The organism is Burkholderia sp. BCC1996 (genome assembly GCF_905339955.1).
Lineage (GTDB): Bacteria > Pseudomonadota > Gammaproteobacteria > Burkholderiales > Burkholderiaceae > Burkholderia.
The window spans coordinates 1-20,181 of sequence record NZ_CAJPHM010000007.1 but is presented as its reverse complement, the minus strand read 5'-3'; the positions used below and the strand labels follow the sequence as shown (position 1 = coordinate 20,181).

The following is a 20,181-nucleotide window of genomic DNA, read 5'->3' as shown; positions in this document are numbered from 1 at the left end:
CCGTCATTGCGCCGGGTCTTTCAGTTCGATCAGCAGATCCTTCGCCGCGACTCGCTCGCCCGGCTTCACATGCACGGCCGCGATCTCGCAGTCGCGCTCCGCCGCGATGTGCGTTTCCATCTTCATCGCCTCGAGCGCGATCAGCGTCGTGCCGGCCGACACACGCTGCCCCGGTTGCACGGCGACCGTGACCACCGAGCCCGGCATCGGCGCGGCGACATGCAGCGGATTGGCCGGATCGGCACGCTGCAGGCCATGACGCTCCTTGCCCGCCTGCACGACGCTCTTCTGCTCGACCAGCGCGGAACGCGACTGGCCGTTCAGCTCGAACAGCACCTTCACGATGCCGTCCTGCGCGTCGGCATGCTGCCCCTGCAGCGACACGAGCAGCGTCTTGCCCGGCTCGATGTCGATCGCCACTTCTTCCTGCGGCTGCAGCCCGTACAGGAACGCCGGCGTCGGCACGACCGACGTGTCGCTGTAGGCGCGAACGTGCGCGTAATAGTCGACCGTCTGCTTCGGATACATCAGGTAGGACGCGAGTTGCCGGTCGTCGAGCGGGCGCTCGCACGCGGTCTCGGCCTGCTTGCGTGCCGCGTCGAGGTCGACCGGCGCAAGCTGGTCGCCGGGACGATACGGCGCCGGCGGTTCGCTCTTGAGCACCTTGCGCGACAACTCGGCCGGGAAGCCGTCGGGCGGGAAACCCAGCTCGCCCTTGAACAGCGACACGACCGACTCGGGGAACGCGATGTCCTTGTCCGGATTGCGCACGTCGTCCACGCCGAGGTCGTTCGCGACCATCATCAGCGCCATGTCGCCGACCACCTTCGACGTCGGCGTGACCTTCACGATGTCGCCGAACAGGCGGTTGACGTCCGCATACGCACGCGACACCTCGGTCCAGCGATGATCGATGCCGAGCGAGCGCGCCTGCTCGCGCAGGTTCGTGTACTGGCCGCCGGGCATCTCGTGACGGTAGACGTCGGCCGTGCCCGCGCGGATCTCCGATTCGAACGGCGCGTAATAACGGCGCACGCCTTCCCAGTACATCGACGCTTCGTGCAGGCGGTCCTGATCCAGCCCGGGATCGCGTTCGCTGCCGGCCAGCGCCGCCGCGATGCTCGACAGGTTCGGCTGCGACGTGAGGCCGCTCATCGCGTCGAGCGCGCCGTCCACCGCGTCGCAGCCCGCACCGACCGCCGCGAGCACCGACGCGGCGGCGATGCCGCTCGTGTCGTGCGTATGGAAATGCACGGGCAGCCCGGTTTCTTCCTTGAGCGCCTTCACGAGCGTCGCGACCGCCTGCGGGCGGCAGATGCCGGCCATGTCCTTGATGCCGAGCACGTGCACGCCGGCCCGCTGCAGCTCGCGCGCGATGCCGACGTAATACTTGAGGTCGTATTTCGAGCGCGACGTGTCGAACAGGTCGCCGGTGTAGCAGATCGCGCCTTCGCACAGCATCCCGCTCTCGCCGACCGCATCGATCGCCACGCGCATGTTGCGAACCCAGTTCAGAGAGTCGAACACGCGGAACACGTCGACGCCCGCGCTCGCGGCCTGCTGCACGAAGAAGCGCACGACGTTGTCCGCGTAGTTCGTGTAGCCGACCGCGTTCGAGCCACGCAGCAGCATCTGGAACAGGATGTTCGGCACGCGCTCGCGCAGCAGCGCGAGCCGCTCCCACGGGTCTTCCTTCAGGAAGCGCAGCGCGACGTCGAAGGTCGCGCCGCCCCAGCATTCGAGCGAGAACAGCTGCGACAGCTCGCGTGCGTAGAACGGCGCGATCGGCAGCATGTCGGCCGTGCGCATGCGCGTCGCGAACAGCGACTGGTGCGCATCGCGCATCGTCGTGTCGGTCAGCAGCACCTGCTTCTGGTCGAGCATCCAGCGCGCGAACTTCTCGGGGCCGAGCTCGCGCAGTCGATCGCGCGTGCCGGCCGGAATCGCCACCGCCGTATCGACCTTCGGCAGCACGGGTTTCGGCAGCGGCAATGCCGGCAGCGTGCGGCCGCTCATCTCGGCGTTGCCGTTCACGTTCAGCTCGCCGAGATAGCGCAGCAGCTTCGTCGCGCGATCGCCGCGCTTCGCGAATGCGAGCAGCTCCGGCGTCCTGTCGATGAAGCGCGTCGTCACGTCGCCCGCGATGAAGGCCGGGTGATTGATCACGTTCTCGAGGAACTGCAGGTTCGACGTGACGCCGCGAATCCGGAACTCGCGCAGCGCGCGATCCATCCGGTGAATCGATTCGGCGGCCGTCGGCGCCCAGGTCGTCACCTTGACCAGCAGCGAGTCGTAGTACGGCGTGATCACCGCGCCGCCGTAGGCGGTGCCGGCGTCGAGGCGCACGCCGAAGCCCGCCGCGCTGCGATAGGCCGTGAGCCGCCCGTAGTCGGGCAGGAAGTCGTTCTCCGGGTCCTCGGTCGTGATCCGGCATTGCAACGCGTTGCCATTCAGCGGAATCGCCTGCTGCTCCGGCACGCCGGCCGCGCGCGCGACGAGCGTGCCGTCGCCGTCCGTCGCGTCCTCGGCGAGGCCGATCCGGCCGCCTTCGGTGATGCGGATCTGCGCCTTCACGATGTCGATGCCGGTGATCATCTCGGTCACCGTATGTTCGACCTGGATGCGCGGGTTCACCTCGATGAAGTAGAACTGGCCGGTGTCGGCGTCCATCAGGAATTCGACGGTGCCCGCATGCGTGTACCCGACCGCGCGCATCAGGCGCAGCGCCGATTCGCACAACGCCTGCCGGCCGTCGTGATCGAGATACGGCGCCGGCGCGCGCTCGACCACCTTCTGGTTGCGCCGCTGCACCGTGCAGTCGCGCTCGTACAGATGCACGACCGTGCCGTGCAGGTCGCCGAGCACCTGCACCTCGACGTGCCGCGCATTGCGCACGAGCTTCTCGACGTATACCTCGTCGTTGCCGAACGCGGCCAGCGCCTCCCGGCGCGCGACAGGCAGCAGTGTTTCGAGGTCCTGATCGTTTTCCAGCACGCGCATCCCGCGTCCGCCGCCGCCCCAGCTCGCCTTCAGCATCAGCGGATAGCCGACTTCCGCGGCCAGCGCGCGGCATGCGTCGAGATTGTCCGGCAGCGGCGCGGTCGCGGGCATCACGGGCACGCCAGCCGCGATCGCCGCGTTGCGCGCGGCCACCTTGTTGCCGAGCGTGCGCATCACGTCGGGCGACGGGCCGATCCAGCGAATGCCGGCGTCGATCACGGCCTGCGCGAAATCGGGGTTCTCCGACAGGAAGCCGTAGCCCGGATGGATCGCGTCGACCTTTGCCTGCCGCGCGACGCGCAGGATGTCGTCGATGTCGAGATACGCGGCGAGCGGCTTCTTGCCTTCGCCGATCAGGTAGCTCTCGTCCGCCTTGAAGCGATGCAGCGCGAGGCGGTCTTCCTTCGAATACACCGCCACCGTACGCATGTTCAGTTCGGCGGCGGCACGCATCACGCGGATCGAGATTTCCGAGCGGTTCGCGATCAGGATAGACTGGATGGGGGTAGGCGTCACGGCGGCCATGGATAGTGAATGGTTGAATTGAGTTCGCCGACGCGCCGTGCTCCGCCCGCCTGCTTCATTGGGCGGCGTGCGGATCGTCGCGTCGGTCATTCGCGGTTGCATCGTCGCGGCTTTCGCCAGTCGACATGTTCGCCAGATCGCCGGATGATCGCTATCGACATCGCGACGACGAATAGCATCCAGCCGACCAACCGGAAATAAGGGACCGGCTCGCCGGCCGGTCCGGTCGTCGGTCGAACCACGGCGAGCCCGTGGCACGAACCGCGCTCGCGACAGGATCAATCGCGGTGATCGAACAGCGGTGCGTGATCCATCCAGTCGTAGCCGGCCGTTCCCTTCGCCCACGCCCAGTTCGTATCGCGGCGGCGTTCACCGGACGATTCGCGCGTCGGCGCGGATCGATCTGCTTCCACCGCGCGTTCGCGCGCAACGCGACGCGCATCGTTCCCGGAAACCGTGTTTCGTTTGCCGTAGTCAGTCATTGCATTCACCTTACGATTGAAAAGCGGGTCGCCTCTCGAACCGTGCGGTTCGTTTCGTCAGGAAAGACCGGTCAGACGAGAGGACATCGAACATGTCGTCTCGTAAAGGCAAAAAGCAGGCCACATGGAATATCACACGGACGGCGTTGATGGACGGGGCTCGGGCGCGCAGCCCGGCCTCGTACCGACTCAGATATGGAATCGAAGTTTCAATTCTGAAATCCCGCCAGCCGGGACCGGTCAGCCGAGCGGACCGATGGGCCAGGAGAAGTCAACGTCAATCGGGCCCGCATCGCACACCGCTGAGAAAGGATCCGAAATCGCCCTCCCGACGCGTCTCACCTCCATCAGATCCCGTGCGCGCTCAACCGCGCGCCGTACCAGCGCGAGAACCGGTCGACGTAAGCCTCGGTGAACGGCGAGAACACGCCCGGCGCATACGCAGGATCCTGGGTGCCCGCGTGCGTGATCTCGACGAGGTGCTTGTCTTGCGTATTCGTCGCGACCCATACCTCGGTCAGATCCGACAGCGTGTAATCGACGCCCTCGACCGCGTCGGCATGGACGAGCCATTTCGTGCGCACGAGCGTCTTGTCCGGTGCGAGCGGGATGATGTACGAAATCACCGCGTGGTCGCTCATCACGTGGGTCCACGAATTGTGCGTCCACAGATGCGTATCGCCGAGATCGCGCCGTTGCAGGTCGCCGAACAGCTTCGTGCTCGCCACCTTCGTGCTGATCGTCTGCGATTCGCCCGCGCCGGCGATCACGAGCTGCTGCGTCCTGAACTGCGTGACGGCATCCTCATCGAGCCATTCGACGGCCGAGCCGAGGAAGCCTTCGCGCGCCCAGTTCGCCTGGCAGCTGGCGTTGCGCGCCTGGTATTCCTCGAACGCCCGAAGCTGTTCGTCCGTGAGGTTTTCCGGGCAGAAGCCAAAATCCTCGGGCAGGAACGACGCGGTCAGCTCGGGATGGGTGCCCGCGCAGTGATAGCACTCGCGGTTGTTCTCGATCACCAGCTTCCAGTTGCCGTGCTCGACGATCTCCTGCTCGAACGCGATCTTTGTATGCCGCAGGTCGTACGGCGCGAAGCGCGGCGCCATCGTGTCCTCGAGCTTCGCGATGTCCTCGGGTGCATCGTCGTCGAGGCACACGAAGATGTGCGTGCCGATGATGCGCGTCTTCACCGGAATCAGGCTGCGGCAGGTCGTGTCGAAATCCTTGCCCATGTGCGTCGCGTGGCGCAGCGTGCCATCGAGGTCGTACGTCCATTGATGATAAGGACACACGAGCATTCCAACGGTCGACTTCCCCGCCTCCTTCAGGCGCGCGCCACGGTGACGGCACACGTTCCGGTAGGTTCGGACGTTCTCGTCGTCGTCGCGCACGATGAAGATCGACGACTTGCCGATGTCGACGGTCGACACGTCGCCGGGCTCCGGAACGTCGGCCGTCACGCCAACCAGGATCCAGTGCTTCCGGAAGAAGATCTCGACATCCGTTTCGAAGACGTCCTGACGGCCGAACAGTTCGCCGGGCATCCCGTGGCCCGGTTGGCGACTGCGGATCAGGTCACCGTGCGTCTTGACTTGCACTTCGGACATCGTCTTTCTCCAATCCCAAGGTTCGTGAAATCGCGCGGCTTCGAATGTTCCGCGTCGATTTCAGTATTGGATCGATGAAAAAGAGCGTCAACGCGCTTTATTTTCGTTCTGGTATTACCTGGGATCATGCGAAGCGGACAGAGCGAAAATCGCCGCGAAAGTCTGCCGGCGTGCCTGCGTCAGTCCTGCCTGACGTCCGCGCGCAGCCATTCGACGAGGCCGTCGATCGCCGGCGTGATCGTCTTCCCGTGCGGCACCACGATGTAATAGGCGTCCGTCATCTGCAAGGACGCCACCGACAACCGCACCAGTTCCCCGGCGTCGAGCAGGTCGTGGACGAGCCGCCCCCAGCCGAGCGCGACACCATGACCATAGCGGGCGGCATCGATCGCATCGGTATATAAGCTGCAGCGCAGCGCGTAATTCAACCGGTCGGGCCGGAAGCCGGCGGCATGGAACCACGCCTCCCACCCCATCCAGCCCTCGGACGTCGAATCGGACTCCACCAGCGCGACGGCGGCGAGTTCCGCCAGCGATTCCGGCGCGCCGTGCTGCCGCAGCCAGGCCGGCGAGCAGACGGGAAAGACTTCTTCGTCGAACAGGCGGATCGCGGTGCCGTCGGCCCAGCGACCGTTCCCGTAGCGCACCGCGATGTCGATTTCGTTGTGGCGCAGATCGGCGGTAAACATCAGCGTCGCGAGACGAAGCTGCAACTCGGGCTGTGCGGCCTTCAGTGCGGCAAGCCGCGGCAGCAGCCGGAAATGCGAGAACGCGGAGGTCGCCGCGAGGACGAGTTCCTGCCGGATCGGGCCGCTCGTCAGACGGTCGAACACGCCGGCGATCTTCTGCATCGACTCGGCCATCACCCGGTACAGCGCCGCACCCTCGTCGGTCAGTTCGATCGAGCGATGCAGCCGATGGAACAGGCGCGTGCCGAGCAGGTCCTCGAGGAACTTGATCTGCCGGCTCACCGCGGCCTGCGTGACGCCGAGTTCGTGCGCGGCCAGCGTGAAGCTGCCGAGGCGGGCGACCGCCTCGAACTCGACGAGCGCCGTCACGGACGGGATCAGACGGCGATAGCCTTTGGGGGTTGCGGACGCAGGTTTCATCTGACGAACGCGTGGTGCGGCGGCAGCGTGCTATTGACCGATCTCGACCCCGGCATCTAGCCAGCCGCGCATCATCACGCCGACCTCGTCGCCCAGCCACTTCCGGAACAGCCGATATTCGTCGCGCGGCTGCGCATTCCGGTGCGTGATCAGATAGTGATGGCGATCGCGGAACACCAGCACGTCCTGTACCGGACGCACCAGGATGCCTTGCTCGATCTGCCGGTGCACGAGGTGATGCCAGCCCAGCAGCGTCCCCTCGCCGGCCTCGGCCTGGGCGACGAGCAGCCGGTAGTCGTTGCTTTCCAGATACTTGTTCTCGGTCAGCGTGTCGGTACCGTCGCCTTGCTGGAACCAGTTGCGCCACACGCGCCAGTCGACGTGCTCGCACACCTGCGCGCGGCCGAGCATCGACAGATTCAGGGTCGGGTACGACAGCAGGTCCAGCGGCTTCAGCGACCGGCCGCGAAAGTGGCGTTCGTGAAAGGACGGGCTGCAAACCGGATACACGATGTCGTGAAACAGCGGCTCGGCTTCGAACTCGGGCTCGCGCGGCGGGTTCTTCGTGATGATCACATCGGGCTCGATGAGCCCGTCGAGTTCCATGAAGTGTTCGGTGACGATCACGTTCAGCCGGATATCCGGAAACCGCTCGCGAAACGCGGGCAGCCGCGACGACAGCCAGAGCGCCGAGAACGTATGCGACACGCAGATCATCAGCGCGTGCCTGTCGGTGCGGCGCACCGCCTCCGCCGCCTCGGCGATGTTCATGATCGACAGGTACGACGCGTTGTAGAGGACGCGCCCCGCATCCGTCAGCGCGATATGCCGGCCGGTGCGCTCGAACAGCGCGACGTCGAGCGAATCCTCGAGTTCCTTGATCTGCCGGCTGATCGCGGCCTGCGTCACGCACAGCACCTCGGCCGCCTGGGTGAAGCTCTCGTAGCGCGCCGCCGTCACGAAACACCGCAGCGCCCGAAGCGACGGCATCTGCGCGAGGAGTCGGTCTGCAAACAATTGCTTCTTCAACATGGCTTTCACTCTCAAAACGGAGGTCGGACGCAGCGTCGGCGCATTCGTCGACGGCAGTCCCCATCGGCTGCCTGCGAGCAGGCTCATCGCAAACCTTTCGATTATCTGAATATTACGGCTTGCGAGTCGGCCGGGCGGCGTCGCGATGACGTCATTCTTGATCGATTGTGCACTGCGTCGCCATTATCGGAAGCGATGATGGAGACGGCAAGGCGCACGGTGGTGCCGCCCATCCGCCCCCGCGCCAGGCCACTGCGCGGCGCGGCGCGGGGGCGCAGCGCACCATACGCGATGCCGACGCGGCGTAGCGTCGTTCGTTCTGTCGCGCGCCGCGTGCGCCATTCTCGCCGGCCGAGCGGCCGCTGGCCATACTCGCGCGACATGGTGCAGGACAACATCGCAGCCGATCGGCGGCTCGACAAGCCGCCGAAACGGTTTCGCCGCAACCTGCAGCCTGGGCCGCGCGGCCCCGGGGTGCAGCGTGCGCGGCGCGCCCCACTTAGTCGAGCTTCAACCAGGTGGTCTTCAGCTCGCAATATTGATCGTGCGCGTACACGGACTTGTCGCGGCCGCCGAACCCCGACTGCTTGAAGCCGCCGAACGGCGTCGACAGGTCGCCTTCGCCGAAGCAGTTCACCGTGACCGTCCCCGCACGAATCCGCGCGGCGACCTTGTGCGCGCTGTTCACGTTGTCGGTCCACAGCGACGCGGCCAGCCCGTAGCATGTATCGTTCGCGATCCGCACCGCGTCGTCGACGTCGTCGTATTCGATGAAGCACACGACCGGCCCGAACACCTCGTCGCGCGCGATGCGCATCTCCGGCGTCACCTGATCGAAGATCGTCGGCTCGACGAACCAGCCGCCCGTCTCCGCGAGGATCGCGCGCCCGCCGCATACCACGCGCGCGCCTTCCGCCTTCGCCTGTTCGATATGGCCGAGCACCTTCTCGTAATGCTTCTGTTCGATCAGCGCGCCGAGCTTCACGTCCGGATCGAGCGGATCGCCGGTCTTCCAGCCGGCGAGCACCGCCTGGACCTTCTCCAGCAGTTCCGCCTTGCGGCTCGACGGAACGAGGATCCGCGAGCCGGCGCTGCAGTTCTCGCCCATGTTCCAGAACGCGGCCGCGACCGCCTGTTCCGCCACCGCATCGAGGTTCGCGACGTCCGGCAGGATCACCTGCGGATTCTTGCCGCCGCACTCGAGCACGACGCGCTTCAGGTTCGTATCGGCCGAGTAGTGCAGGAACCGCTTTCCGGTCGCGGTCGAGCCGGTGAACGCGACGAGATCGACGTCCGGATGGCGGCCGATCGCCTCCCCAGCCTCGCTGCCGAACCCGGTGACGACGCTGAATACGCCCGGCGGCACGCCGGCTTCCAGCGCGAGATCGGCGATCCGCAGCGTCGACAGCGACGTCTGCTCGGCCGGCTTCACGACCACACTGTTGCCGACCGACAGCGCGGGGCCGATTTTCCATGCGAGCATCAGCGCCGGGAAATTCCACGGCAGCACCGCGCCGACGACGCCGATCGGCTCGCGCGTGACCATGCTGACGACGCCGGCGCCGGAAGGCGACAACGCGTCGTAGCGCTTGTCCGTCACTTCCGCATGCCAGCGGATGCACGCGGCCGACTCGGGAATGTCGAGCCCCAGGCATTCGCCGATCGGCTTGCCGGCTTCCAGCGCCTCGAGCAGCGCGAGTTCCTCCGCGTGCTCGTCGATCAGCTGCGCGACGCGCAGCAGCACCGCCTTGCGATGCGCGGGTGCGGCCTTCGACCAGACGCCCGACTCGAACGCTTCGCGCGCGGCCGCGACCGCGCGATCGACGTCGCGGTCGCTACAGCGCGCCACTTCGGCAAGCACCTTGCCGGACGCCGGGTTGAGCGTCGCGAACGTCTCGCCCGACGCCGCCGCGCTGCGCTGCCCCGCGATGAACGCGCGACCGTCGAGCGACAACGCGTTCGCCTTCTGTTTCCAATCCTGATGGGTCGTCATGTCGTTTCCTCAAAAATCAAAGCTCGGCACCAGCCGAGAATTCCTTGGCCCAGATCGTCGCCGACACGGCCAGGTCGACGAGCGGCCGAACCGGCAGCGGACGCGGATGCGGCTGCTTCAGCAACTGCTGCACGAGGCTGTTCGATTCGCCGAGCGCGTATTCGGCGATCAGCTTGCCGGAGGCCGACCCGCGGCTCAGCCCGAGGCCGTTGCAGCCGATCGCCTCGTAGAGGCCGTCGTCGCGCCTGCCGAACAGTGCACCGTTGTTCGAGGACAGGCACAGCGGCCCGCCCCACGTATATTCGAGCTCGACGCCGCCGAGCATCGGGAAGCGCCGCTCGAACGAGCGCTGATGCAAATGCCGCGACTTCGCGAGATCGGCCTGCGACAGCTTCACGTCCGGCCGGAACGCGAAATGGTTGCGCACGCAAATGCGATCGGTGACCAGGCGCCGCACCGTCGTGCCCATCGGATCGGCCGGAATCAGCGCCCACGAGCGCGTGCCGCCGAGTCTCGCCACTTCGTCGGGGTTCATCGGGCGCGTGAGCGACGCGAACGTATAGACCGGCAGCAAGCCGTTCGAATGCATGCCGAAGGTCGCCGCGTATGCGTTCGTGCACAGGATCACCTGCTTCGCGACGATCGTGCCGTCGGCGAAATGCAGTACGCGCGTGTCGCCGCGCGGTTCGATCCGCGTCACCGGGCTGAGCTCGAACACCGTCACGTTCGCCGGTTGCGTCGCCGCCAGCCCGCGCATCAGCGCCGCCGGCTGCACGGTGCTGCAGCCCGGCGTGAACAGCGCGCCCGTGTAGAACCCGGTGCCGGTCACGGCCTGGATCGCCGGCTGATCGAGCCATTCGAATGCTTCGCCGATGCGCGACAGCCCGTCGGCGAAATGCGCGAGCGCGGTCGCGCCCTTCCGGTTGACCGACGCGTGGAATTTGCCGTCGTCGCGCCAGTCGCAGTCGATGCCGAAACGCCGCACGATCTCGCGCACATAGTCGATGCCGTGCCGCTGAAACCGCACGTCCGCACGATCCTCGTCGATGCTGCGCGAGTAGCTTTCGCTGCTGATGTCGTGCGGCAGGTCGACGAAGAATCCGGAATTGCGCCCGGACGTGGTGCGGCCGATCCGGTCGGCCTCCACGAGCGCGATGGACGCACCGGGTGCGAGCTCCGCCAGCCGGCGCACGGCACAAAGCCCGGTGATGCCGCCGCCGACGACGACCCAGTCGAACCGGCTGTCCGACTTGACGGTATTGGCGTCCGGTGCGGGCGGAAGGCTCTCCCACCACCCGTTCATCCCGTCCGGCGCCGGAAACCGCGCGAATTCCAGAGTCGAGCCCATGACGGATTACCGGCCGTCGCGCAGAAACGGCTTGACGAGCTTCGCGAACGCGTCGCGCTCGTCGCCCGACAACGCGCCGAGCGGCGCGCGCGCGACGCCGACCGGCAGCCCGGCCAGCTCGCAGCCGTAGCGCACGTACTGAATGAACTTGCCGCTGCGCTCGAGCAGTTCGAGCACCGGCAGCAGTTGGGCCATCTGCGTGCGGCCGGTCGCGAAATCGCCGCGCTTCACGCATGCGTCGAACAGGTCGGTGTGCGCTTCCGGCAGGAAGTTCGATGCGCCGCCGACCCAGCTGCGCGCGCCCCACGCGAAGAACTCGAGCGCCTGGTCGTCCATCCCGCAGCTCAGCACGAGCCGGCCGCTGAAATGCGTCGACAGATGATGCAGATGCGAGATGTCGCCGGTGCTTTCCTTCATCGCGACGAAGTTCTTGCGCTCGAGCAGCGTCTCGAGAATGTCGTCGCCGATTTCGGTGCCGGTGCGGGCCGGGAAGTTGTACAGCATGATCGGCATGTCGAGCGCGTCGTCGACCGCGAGCAGGTGCGCGAGCAGTTCCTGCTGCGTCGGCTGCGCGTAGTACGGCGCCGCCACCAGCAACGCGTTCAGTCCCGCGCGCTTCGCTTCGCGGCCGAGGCGCAGCACCTCCTTCGTCGTGGTCGCGTTGATGCCCGCGGTCAGGAACGTCTTGCCGCCGGCCGCAGCCGCGACCGTGTCGAACGTGCGCACGCGCTCGTCGAAGCTCAATGCGTAGTATTCGCCCGTCGTCCCGCCGATGCCCAGGCCGGATACCCGGCCCGCAAGATCGGCCGCATGCCGGCCCAGCAGTTCGTGGTTGATTTCGCCGTCCGCGTCGAACGGGGTGACCAGCGGAGTGTGTACGCCCTCGAAGCTCATTTTCGATTCCTCAATCAAGTGGTTGCACCAGGTTCCCGCCCGTCAGGCAGGAAACCGGCAATTCGACACAACGTCGTCGGTACGTCGCTGCATACGCGCAGCGACGCCGATCGATTCACTACGTGATCCGAACGATGTTCGAGGTTCAGACCGATTCCCGGATCAGGCGAACGCCTCCGCGTGCGCATAGACGGGAAACTGGCTGCACAGGTCGCGCACGCGGGTCCGTACCGACCGCTCGACCGCTTCGTCGCCGTTCGGATCGCGCTCGAGCGCAGCCATCACTGCCAGGATCATTTCGCCGATCTGCTCGAACTGCGCGGTTCCGAAGCCGCGCGTGGTGCCGGCCGGCGTACCGAGCCGGATGCCGGACGTGACGGTCGGGTTTTCCGTATCGAACGGAATCCCGTTCTTGTTGCAGGTGATGCCCGCGCGCTCCAGTGCCTTCTCGGCCTGCGCGCCGGTGATGCGCCGGGCGCGCAGGTCGACCAGCAGCAGGTGGTTGTCGGTGCCGCCCGTGACGAGCGTCAGGCCGCCGGCCGTCAGCACGCGCGCGAGCGCCTGCGCGTTGCGCAACATCTGCTCGATATAGCTGGTGAATTCCGGCCGAAGCGCTTCCGCAAAGGCCACTGCCTTGCCGGCGACGACATGCATCAGCGGCCCGCCCTGCAACCCCGGAAACACCGCCGAATCGATCTGCTTCGCGACCTCGGCGTGGTTCGTCAGGATGAAGCCGCCGCGCGGGCCGCGCAGCGTCTTGTGCGTGGTGGACGTCACCACGTCGGCGAACGGCACCGGGTTCTGATGCCGGCCGGCCGCGACGATGCCCGCGATGTGCGCCATGTCGACCATCAGCTTCGCATCGACGCTGTCGGCGATCTCGCGAAACGCGGCGAAGTCGAGCGCGCGCGGATACGCGGAGTAACCGGCGATGATCAGCTTCGGGCGATGCCGCTCGGCGAGCCGGCGCACGTCGTCGTAATCGATGCGCAGCGTGTCGCGGTTCACGCCGTACTGCACCGCGTTGAACCACTTCCCCGACAGCGCGGGCCGCGCGCCGTGCGTGAGGTGGCCGCCCGCATCGAGCGACATGCCCATCACCGTGTCGCCCGGCTTGACGAGCGCGAGCATCACCGCGCCGTTGGCCTGCGCGCCCGAATGCGGCTGGACGTTGGCGTGGCTCGCGTCGAACAGCGCGCACGCGCGATCGATTGCGAGCGCCTCGATCCGGTCGACATGGTCGCAACCGCCGTAGTACCGCCGCGACGGATAGCCTTCCGCGTACTTGTTCGTCAGCACGGTGCCCTGTGCTTCCAGCACCGCCGCCGACGCGATGTTTTCAGACGCGATCAGTTCGATCTGGGTTTGCTGGCGACGCAGCTCCAGCGCGATCTCCGACGCGATCACCGGATCCCGGCTCTGAAGCGTTTCGGAAAAAAAGCGGGCGTTCTCGTTCACTTGCTGACTCCGCGACGCGATTCGTGACATGCTGCATGGACTGCGCGTACCGCACATCGCGAGGCCGGCGCCATCGTTGCGGCTCCGCCCATCGGCTTCGGGCGATACGCCCCGCCGGTTCGCACGGACGACGCCGATCGCATCGTCTGCGCCACCGGGGCGCGGCTTTACTGCTGCAGCCAGGCCTTGAGCTTCTCTGGGTGTGCATCGACGAACTTCTTCGCGGCGCTCGCGTAGTCGTTCGTGCTGTTCCCCTCGAACTCGATCGCCTCGACATCGGCCAGCGTCAGCTTCAGGTGCTTGAAGAACACGTCGGCGCGCGGGAACTTGCCCGCGAACTTCTTCGACGCGAACGCATGAATCTGCTCTTCGCCGCCCAGCGTGCCCTTCGGATCCTTCAGGTAACGCATCTGCCACTTCTGGAACAGCCAGTGCGGGCTCCAGACCGTTGCGACGATCCACTGCTTCGACTGGTACGCACGCGACACGCTCGCCAGCATGCCGGCCTCGCTCGACGCCTGAAGGTTGTAGCCGTCCAGGTTGTACGCCTTGATGGTCTTCTCGGATGCCTGCATCAGGCCGCCGCCCGGCTCGATGCCCTGGATCGTGCCGTTCAGCTTGCTCTTGACTTCCGGCTTGCTCAGGTCGGCGATCGACGACAGCTCCGATTCCGGAATGTAGGTTGGCACCGCCCAGCCGTTCTTGCCGCCGGTGTAGATGATGCCGACGTCGTCCAGGTCGTTCTTGTACTTCGCGTAGTAGGTCCCGTGCGTGACCGGCAGCCAGCCCCCGACCATGATGTCGAGATCGCCACGCGCGACACCCTGGTACTGGATGCCGATGTCGGCCTGGACGAACTGCACCGGTTGCTTGAGTTGCGTCTCGAGCACGTACTTCGCGACGTTCGCGACCGCGAGCACGTCCGCCCAGTTGGTCACCGCGATCTTGACCGGCTCGGCCGCCGATGCCGCGCCCACACCTGCACTGCAGGCCACCACCGTCGATACCGCAATTTTCGCCAGAAGCGACTTGAACGTATGGGTATTCATCTAGTACTCCTTTTTAATCACGCGAGTCTTTCAAGGGTGAGGAACGCCTTCGATCGGCGTTTCCGGTCTCCACGCACTGCTACACCGGTTCCGCCGCGGCACCGTGGCCGCGACGCTTCATCGTCCTTCAAATGCCTTCGACCGCCCTGTTCGTCAGGTGCGTACCGCGCCACGCGGGCCGGCCTTGCCGGCGCGCACGATCGGCTTCTTCGCCTTCTTCTTCGCCTTCACGCCGAAGCTTTCCGTCAGGCGATCCAGTACGATCGCGAGCAGCACGACGCCCAGCCCGCCTTCGAAACCGATCCCGATGTCGAGACGCTGAATGCCGCTCAGCACGTATTCGCCGAGGCCGCCCGCGCCGATCATCGACGCAACCACCACCATCGACAGCGCCATCATGATCGTCTGGTTCACGCCGGCCATGATCGACGGCAGCGCGTTCGGCAACTGGATCTTCCACAGCAGCTGCCAGTCGGTGCTGCCGAACGAGCGGCCGGCTTCGATCAGTTCCTCGCGGACCTGCCGGATGCCGAGCGTCGTCAGCCGCACGACGGGCGGCATCGCGAACACGATCGTCGCGATCACCGCCGGCACGCGTCCGAGCCCGAACAGGATCACGGCCGGGATCAGGTACACGAACGCGGGCATCGTCTGCATGAAGTCGAGCAGCGAGCGCAGGATCATGCCGATCCGGTTGTTGCGCGCGCCCCAGATCCCCAGCGGGACGCCGATCACGAGGCTGAAGAAGGTCGCCGCGGTAACGAGCGCGAGCGTCGATACCGTCTGTGCCCACAGGCCCATGTAATGGATGACGAGCAGCGCGAGACCGACGAAGATCGAGAACACGATGCCGCGGCGCCACAGCGCGAGCCCCACCATGATCACGACCATCGCGATGAACGGCACGGCGGCGAGCCCGTCTTCGAGCAGCTTCACGACCGCGCCGAGCCCCGCCGAAAACGTGTCGAAACCCCCGCGGAAATGCAGAAACAAAAAGTTGACGAAGTCTTCCGCGAACTTCCCGATCACCGACGCGTTCATGCTGCCCTCCGTTGCATCATCTGCTTGAGTATCGTCCGGCAGGACACGACGCCCGCCAGTTGTCCCGCCGCGTCCGTCACCGGCACGTCGTGCTGCCGGGTCAGCGCGATCGACGCGAGCCGATGCAGATCCGTATCGATCGACACCGCATGGAAGTCGGGCAGGAATGCCTCGCGAATCGGCCGGGCACCGGACCGGTGCAGTGTGGCGGCCGTCACGCAGCCGAGGTAATGGCCGGCCTCGTCGCACACGTAGCCGCATTCCGCGCCGCTGTCGATCAACCGGTTCAGGTAGCGGTCGGACGACGTGCCCGCGTCGCACTGAATCAGCCCGCGCTCGATCTTCGTCAGCAGGCTCGACGCCTTCAGGAAGCGCGATACGTCGACATTGCGGAAGAAGTCCTGCACGTAGGCGTCCGCCGGTGTCTGGATCAGTTCGGCCGGCGTGCCGACCTGGATCAGGCAGCCGTCCTTCATGATGCCGATGCGGCCGCCGATCTTCACCGCCTCCTCGATATCGTGGGAGATGAACACGATCGTGCGCTGCTCTTCCTTCTGCAGGCGCAGCAGCTCGTTCTGCATTTCGAAGCGGATCAGCGGATCAAGTGCGGAGAAAGCCTCGTCCATCAGCAGGACCGACGGGTTCACCGCGAGTGCGCGGGCAAGGCCCACGCGCTGCTGCATGCCGCCGGACAACTCGCTCGGCAGCAGCTTCTCGTACGACCCGAGCCCGACGCGCTCCAGCGCGGCACGCGCGACCTCGTAGCGCTGCGCTTTCTTGATCCCCGCGACCTCGAGCCCGTACGCGATGTTGTCGAGCACGGTCCGGTTCGGCAGCAGCGCGAACGACTGGAACACCATCGCCATCTTCCGGCGTCGAACGTCGCGCAATTCCGGCGTCGACATCGGCGCGATGTCGCGGCCTTCGAGCACGACCTGCCCGGACGTCGGCTCGATCAGCCGGTTGAGCAGACGTACCAGCGTCGATTTACCCGAGCCCGACAGCCCCATGATCACGAAGATCTCGCCGGCCCGCACGCTCAGGCTCACGTCGTCGACCGCCACCATGTTGCCGGTTTCGGCGAAGATCTCGTTGCGCCCGACGCCGCGCTTCATCAGCTCGATCGCACGCTCGGGCTTCGGACCGAAGATCTTCGACAGGTGCTTGACGGTCAGGATGTCGGTTCCGGTCGCGATGCTCGACCGGGCGATCGACGGCGCACCGTCGGTGGAGATTGCTCCGGGGGGAAGTACGTCGCCCGGTGCAAACGTCAGATTTGGGGCCATTCTGTCATCCCGACTAACTGGTAACGGAAACCGCGAACTCCGCACGTGTCGCCATCGATTGCCGGCTTGCTGCCAGGGCTCGATGCCGCGCTCGCGTGGTTGACGGCGCTGATTCAGTGACTGCAGCGTATCAATCCAATTTCGTCGCTCCAGATACATTTTCTGTGCGCTTTTCCATACCTTTGGTAATGCATCGAATGCGGGCAAAAAGGCATGACTGCCCCGAAACCGTGCGAATGACGTGAAAACCAGTGCCGGTGCGGCTGTGCGGGATTGGACGGGAATTGCGCCGAGGCGGCGTGCGTGGCGTGCGCAGGGGTGCGCTAGGGGAAAATCCCGACGAGGGGACTTAAGGGAAACTACCAGGAAGACGCGCATTCGACGGCGCACATGGCCGTCGGGCCGGCTCTCGGCAGAGCGGCCCGGCAGATGCTCGCGATGTTCAAGCGTCCCTTGCCGCGGGACCTCGCGGCGCTCGACGCATAAGCGCGTCGCGCAAAGCACGCGGCCGCCCGAAGGCGGCCGCGCGAAGAGGCACTGATGCGCCGCTTACTTGCTGTAGTCGTACACCCCACGCCCCGTCTTGCGCCCCAGCCGCCCGGCCGACACCATCTCGCGCAACAACGGGCACGCGCGATACTTCGTGTCGCCGAAGTCCTTCAGGAACACGTCCATCACCGCGAGGCACACGTCGAGCCCGACGAGATCGGCCAGCGCGAGCGGCCCGATCGGATGGTTCGCACCGAGCTTCATCCCCGCGTCGATCTCCTCGGCCGACGCGATGCCTTCGGCCAGCACGAAGAACGCTTCGTTGATCATCGGCACGAGGATCCGGTTCACGACGAAGCCCGGCGCGTTGCGCACGCCGATCGGCGACTTGTCGAAACGCTCGGTCAGCGCACGCACCGCCGACGCGGTCGCATCGCTCGTCTGCAGCCCGCGGATGATCTCGACGAGCGGCATCAGCGGCACCGGGTTGAAGAAGTGCATGCCGACGAAGCGCGACGGATCGGCGAGCAGCGCCGCGAGCGACGTGATCGAGATCGACGACGTGTTGGTCGCGATGATCGCGTCGGGCCGCGCGACCGACTCGATCTGCTTCAGGATGCGGCTCTTCAGCTCGACGTTCTCGGTCGCGGCTTCGATCACGATGTCGACCGCGGCGAGCTTCGCGTAGTCGGTCGACGTCGTGATGCGCGCGAGCGCGGCGTCGCGTGCGCCGGCGTCGAGCTTATCCTTCGACACGAGCCGCTCGAGGCTGCCCTTCAGGGCGGCGACGCCCTTGTCGAGCGCCGCGTCGCTGACGTCGATCATCACGACGTTGAGTCCTGCAACGGCCGCGGTTTGCGCAATGCCGTTGCCCATGGTTCCGGCGCCCACGACGCCGACGGTTTCGATTGCCATGACGATTCCTGTGTATTCGGGTGCTGAGCGGTCGATTATCAGATGTTCTCGAAGATCGCCGCAATCCCCTGGCCGCCGCCGATACACATCGTCACGAGCGCGTAACGCCCGCCGATGCGCTTCAGCTCGTACAGCGCCTTGACCGTGATCAATGCGCCGGTCGCGCCGATCGGGTGACCGAGCGAAATGCCCGAGCCGTTCGGGTTGACCTTGGCCGGATCGAGGCCGAGCTCCTGCGTGACCGCGCACGCCTGCGCGGCGAACGCCTCGTTCGCCTCGATCACGTCGAGATCGGTGATCTTCAGGCCCGCGCGCTCGAGCGCCTTCTGCGTGGCCGGCACCGGGCCGATGCCCATGTACGCCGGATCGACGCCCGCATGCGCGTACGCGACGAGACGCGCGAGCGGCTTCACGCCCTGCGCGCGCGCGGCATCCGCGCTCATCATCAGCACCGCGGCGGCCGCATCGTTGATCCCCGACGCGTTGCCGGCCGTCACCGTGCCGTCCTCCTTCACGAACACCGGCTTCAGCTTCGTGAAGTCGTCCGGGCCGGCGTCGTGACGCACGTGCTCGTCGGTGTCGAACGCGACCTCGCCCTTCTTCGTGCGGATCGAGATCGGCAGGATCTGGTCCTTGAAGCGGCCTTCGGCGATCGCGCGCGCCGCGCGACGATGCGATTCGAGCGCGAGCGCATCCTGCGCATCACGCGAAATGCCGTACTTTTTGGCGACGTTCTCGGCGGTCACGCCCATATGGATCGTCTGGAACGGGTCGTGCAGCGCGCCGAGCATCATGTCGACGAGCTTTGCGTCGCCCATGCGCTGGCCGAAGCGCGCGGCCGGCACCGTGTACGGCGCGCGGCTCATGTTCTCCGAGCCGCCGCCGATCGCGACGTCGGCGTCGCCGAGCATGATCGTCTGCGCGGCCGACACGATCGCCTGCAGGCCGGAGCCGCACAGGCGGTTCACGGTGAGCGCCGGCGTGTGCTGCGCGACGCCGCCGTTGATCGCCGCGACGCGCGCGAGATACATGTCCTTCGGCTCGGTGTTCACGACGTGGCCGAACACGACATGCCCGACCGCATCGCCCGGCACGTTCGCGCGCGACAGCACTTCGCTCACGACCTTCGCGCCGAGATCGGTCGGCGAGAAATCCTTCAGGCTCCCGCCGAAATCGCCGATCGCGGTACGGACACCGCTCACCACCACGACTTCCTTCGCTGCATTGCTCATCGTCTCACTCCGGTTCGTTCGCGCCCGCGGGCGCGGGGATGCGTTGCGTTACATGTTCGGGTAATTCGGCCCGCCGCCGCCTTCCGGCGTGACCCACACGATGTTCTGCGTCGGGTCCTTGATGTCGCAGGTCTTGCAGTGCACGCAGTTCTGCGCGTTGATCTGCAAGCGATCTTCGTTGCTGTCGTTCTTGACGAACTCGTAGACGCCGGCCGGACAGAAGCGCGCTTCCGGCCCCGCGTAGGTGCGCAGGTTCACGTTCACCGGCACGTTCACGTCCTTCAGCGTCAGGTGCGCCGGCTGGTGTTCCTCGTGGTTCGTGTTCGAGATGAACACCGACGACAATCGGTCGAACGTCAGCTTGCCGTCCGGCTTCGGGTACTCGATCGGCGTGCATTGCGATGCCGGCTTCAGCATCTCGTGGTCCGCATGCTTGTGATGCAGTGTCCACGGCACGTTGCCGCCCATCACCTTCTGTTCCAGCCCGACCATCAGCGTGCCGAGGTAGAGACCCTTCGCCATCCACTGCTTGAAGTTGCGCGCGCGGTACAGCTCCGTGTACAGCCACGATTGCTTGAACGCATCCGGATACGCGTTGAGCTCATCGCTCTGACGACCGGCCTGCAGCGCGTCGAACGCGGCGTCCGCCGCCAGCATGCCGGTCTTGATCGCCGCGTGGCTGCCCTTGATCCGCGATGCGTTCAGGAAGCCCGCGTCGTCGCCG

The 20,181-nt window shown here is 66.1% G+C and carries 15 protein-coding genes; all 15 read right to left on the bottom strand.

The annotated features are described in order from the left end of the window. Positions 1-3: 3 nt before the first annotated feature. The gene (locus U4Z64_RS11875; RefSeq protein ID WP_321820055.1) at positions 4-3,525 is read right to left on the bottom strand and encodes a pyruvate carboxylase; all 3,522 of its coding nucleotides are present in this window, start codon (positions 3,523-3,525) and stop codon (positions 4-6) included. A 278-nt stretch (positions 3,526-3,803) separates the two neighbouring features. Continuing rightward, positions 3,804-3,938: a hypothetical protein gene (locus U4Z64_RS11870; RefSeq protein ID WP_260426335.1), complete on the bottom strand. Its 135-nt coding sequence runs from the start codon at positions 3,936-3,938 to the stop codon at positions 3,804-3,806. Positions 3,939-4,354: 416 nt separating this feature from the next. Then, on the bottom strand, positions 4,355-5,611 hold the full coding sequence (locus tag U4Z64_RS11865) for an aromatic ring-hydroxylating dioxygenase subunit alpha (RefSeq protein ID WP_321797596.1): 1,257 nt from the start codon (positions 5,609-5,611) through the stop codon (positions 4,355-4,357). A gap of 179 nt (positions 5,612-5,790) precedes the next feature. After that, positions 5,791-6,720 (bottom strand): LysR substrate-binding domain-containing protein, encoded by a 930-nt coding sequence (locus tag U4Z64_RS11860; protein WP_321820054.1) that lies wholly within the window; start codon positions 6,718-6,720, stop codon positions 5,791-5,793. A 30-nt stretch (positions 6,721-6,750) separates the two neighbouring features. Continuing rightward, the gene (locus U4Z64_RS11855; protein WP_321820053.1) at positions 6,751-7,752 is read right to left on the bottom strand and encodes a LysR substrate-binding domain-containing protein; all 1,002 of its coding nucleotides are present in this window, start codon (positions 7,750-7,752) and stop codon (positions 6,751-6,753) included. Positions 7,753-8,251: 499 nt separating this feature from the next. Then, complete coding sequence (locus tag U4Z64_RS11850) at positions 8,252-9,745, bottom strand: aldehyde dehydrogenase (RefSeq protein WP_321820052.1); 1,494 nt, start codon at positions 9,743-9,745, stop codon at positions 8,252-8,254. 16 nt (positions 9,746-9,761) lie between these two features. After that, positions 9,762-11,093 carry an FAD-binding oxidoreductase gene (locus U4Z64_RS11845; protein ID WP_321820051.1) on the bottom strand — a complete coding sequence of 444 codons (1,332 nt, stop codon included), beginning with the start codon at positions 11,091-11,093 and terminating at the stop codon, positions 9,762-9,764. 6 nt (positions 11,094-11,099) lie between these two features. After that, complete coding sequence (locus U4Z64_RS11840; RefSeq protein WP_321820050.1) at positions 11,100-11,987, bottom strand: dihydrodipicolinate synthase family protein; 888 nt, start codon at positions 11,985-11,987, stop codon at positions 11,100-11,102. Between the two features lie 162 nt (positions 11,988-12,149). Next, the gene (gene glyA / locus U4Z64_RS11835) at positions 12,150-13,475 is read right to left on the bottom strand and encodes a serine hydroxymethyltransferase (RefSeq protein WP_321820049.1); all 1,326 of its coding nucleotides are present in this window, start codon (positions 13,473-13,475) and stop codon (positions 12,150-12,152) included. 137 nt (positions 13,476-13,612) lie between these two features. Continuing rightward, positions 13,613-14,494, bottom strand: coding sequence for a glycine betaine ABC transporter substrate-binding protein (locus U4Z64_RS11830; RefSeq protein WP_321820048.1), 882 nt, complete (start codon positions 14,492-14,494; stop codon positions 13,613-13,615). A 153-nt stretch (positions 14,495-14,647) separates the two neighbouring features. Then, positions 14,648-15,535 (bottom strand): proline/glycine betaine ABC transporter permease, encoded by an 888-nt coding sequence (locus tag U4Z64_RS11825; RefSeq protein WP_321820047.1) that lies wholly within the window; start codon positions 15,533-15,535, stop codon positions 14,648-14,650. Beyond that, positions 15,532-16,821 (bottom strand): glycine betaine/L-proline ABC transporter ATP-binding protein, encoded by a 1,290-nt coding sequence (locus U4Z64_RS11820; protein ID WP_321797611.1) that lies wholly within the window; start codon positions 16,819-16,821, stop codon positions 15,532-15,534. Before U4Z64_RS11820 ends, U4Z64_RS11825 begins: the two co-directional genes overlap by 4 nt. Positions 16,822-17,370: 549 nt before the next feature. After that, a complete protein-coding gene (locus tag U4Z64_RS11815) occupies positions 17,371-18,225 on the bottom strand; it encodes a 3-hydroxybutyryl-CoA dehydrogenase (RefSeq protein ID WP_124485735.1) in 855 nt (284 codons plus the stop codon). A 38-nt stretch (positions 18,226-18,263) separates the two neighbouring features. Next, the gene (gene bktB / locus U4Z64_RS11810) at positions 18,264-19,457 is read right to left on the bottom strand and encodes a beta-ketothiolase BktB (protein ID WP_044848466.1); all 1,194 of its coding nucleotides are present in this window, start codon (positions 19,455-19,457) and stop codon (positions 18,264-18,266) included. A gap of 48 nt (positions 19,458-19,505) precedes the next feature. Then, positions 19,506-20,181: 4Fe-4S dicluster domain-containing protein (locus U4Z64_RS11805; RefSeq protein ID WP_321820046.1), on the bottom strand; the 676-nt coding region annotated here is incomplete at its 5' end.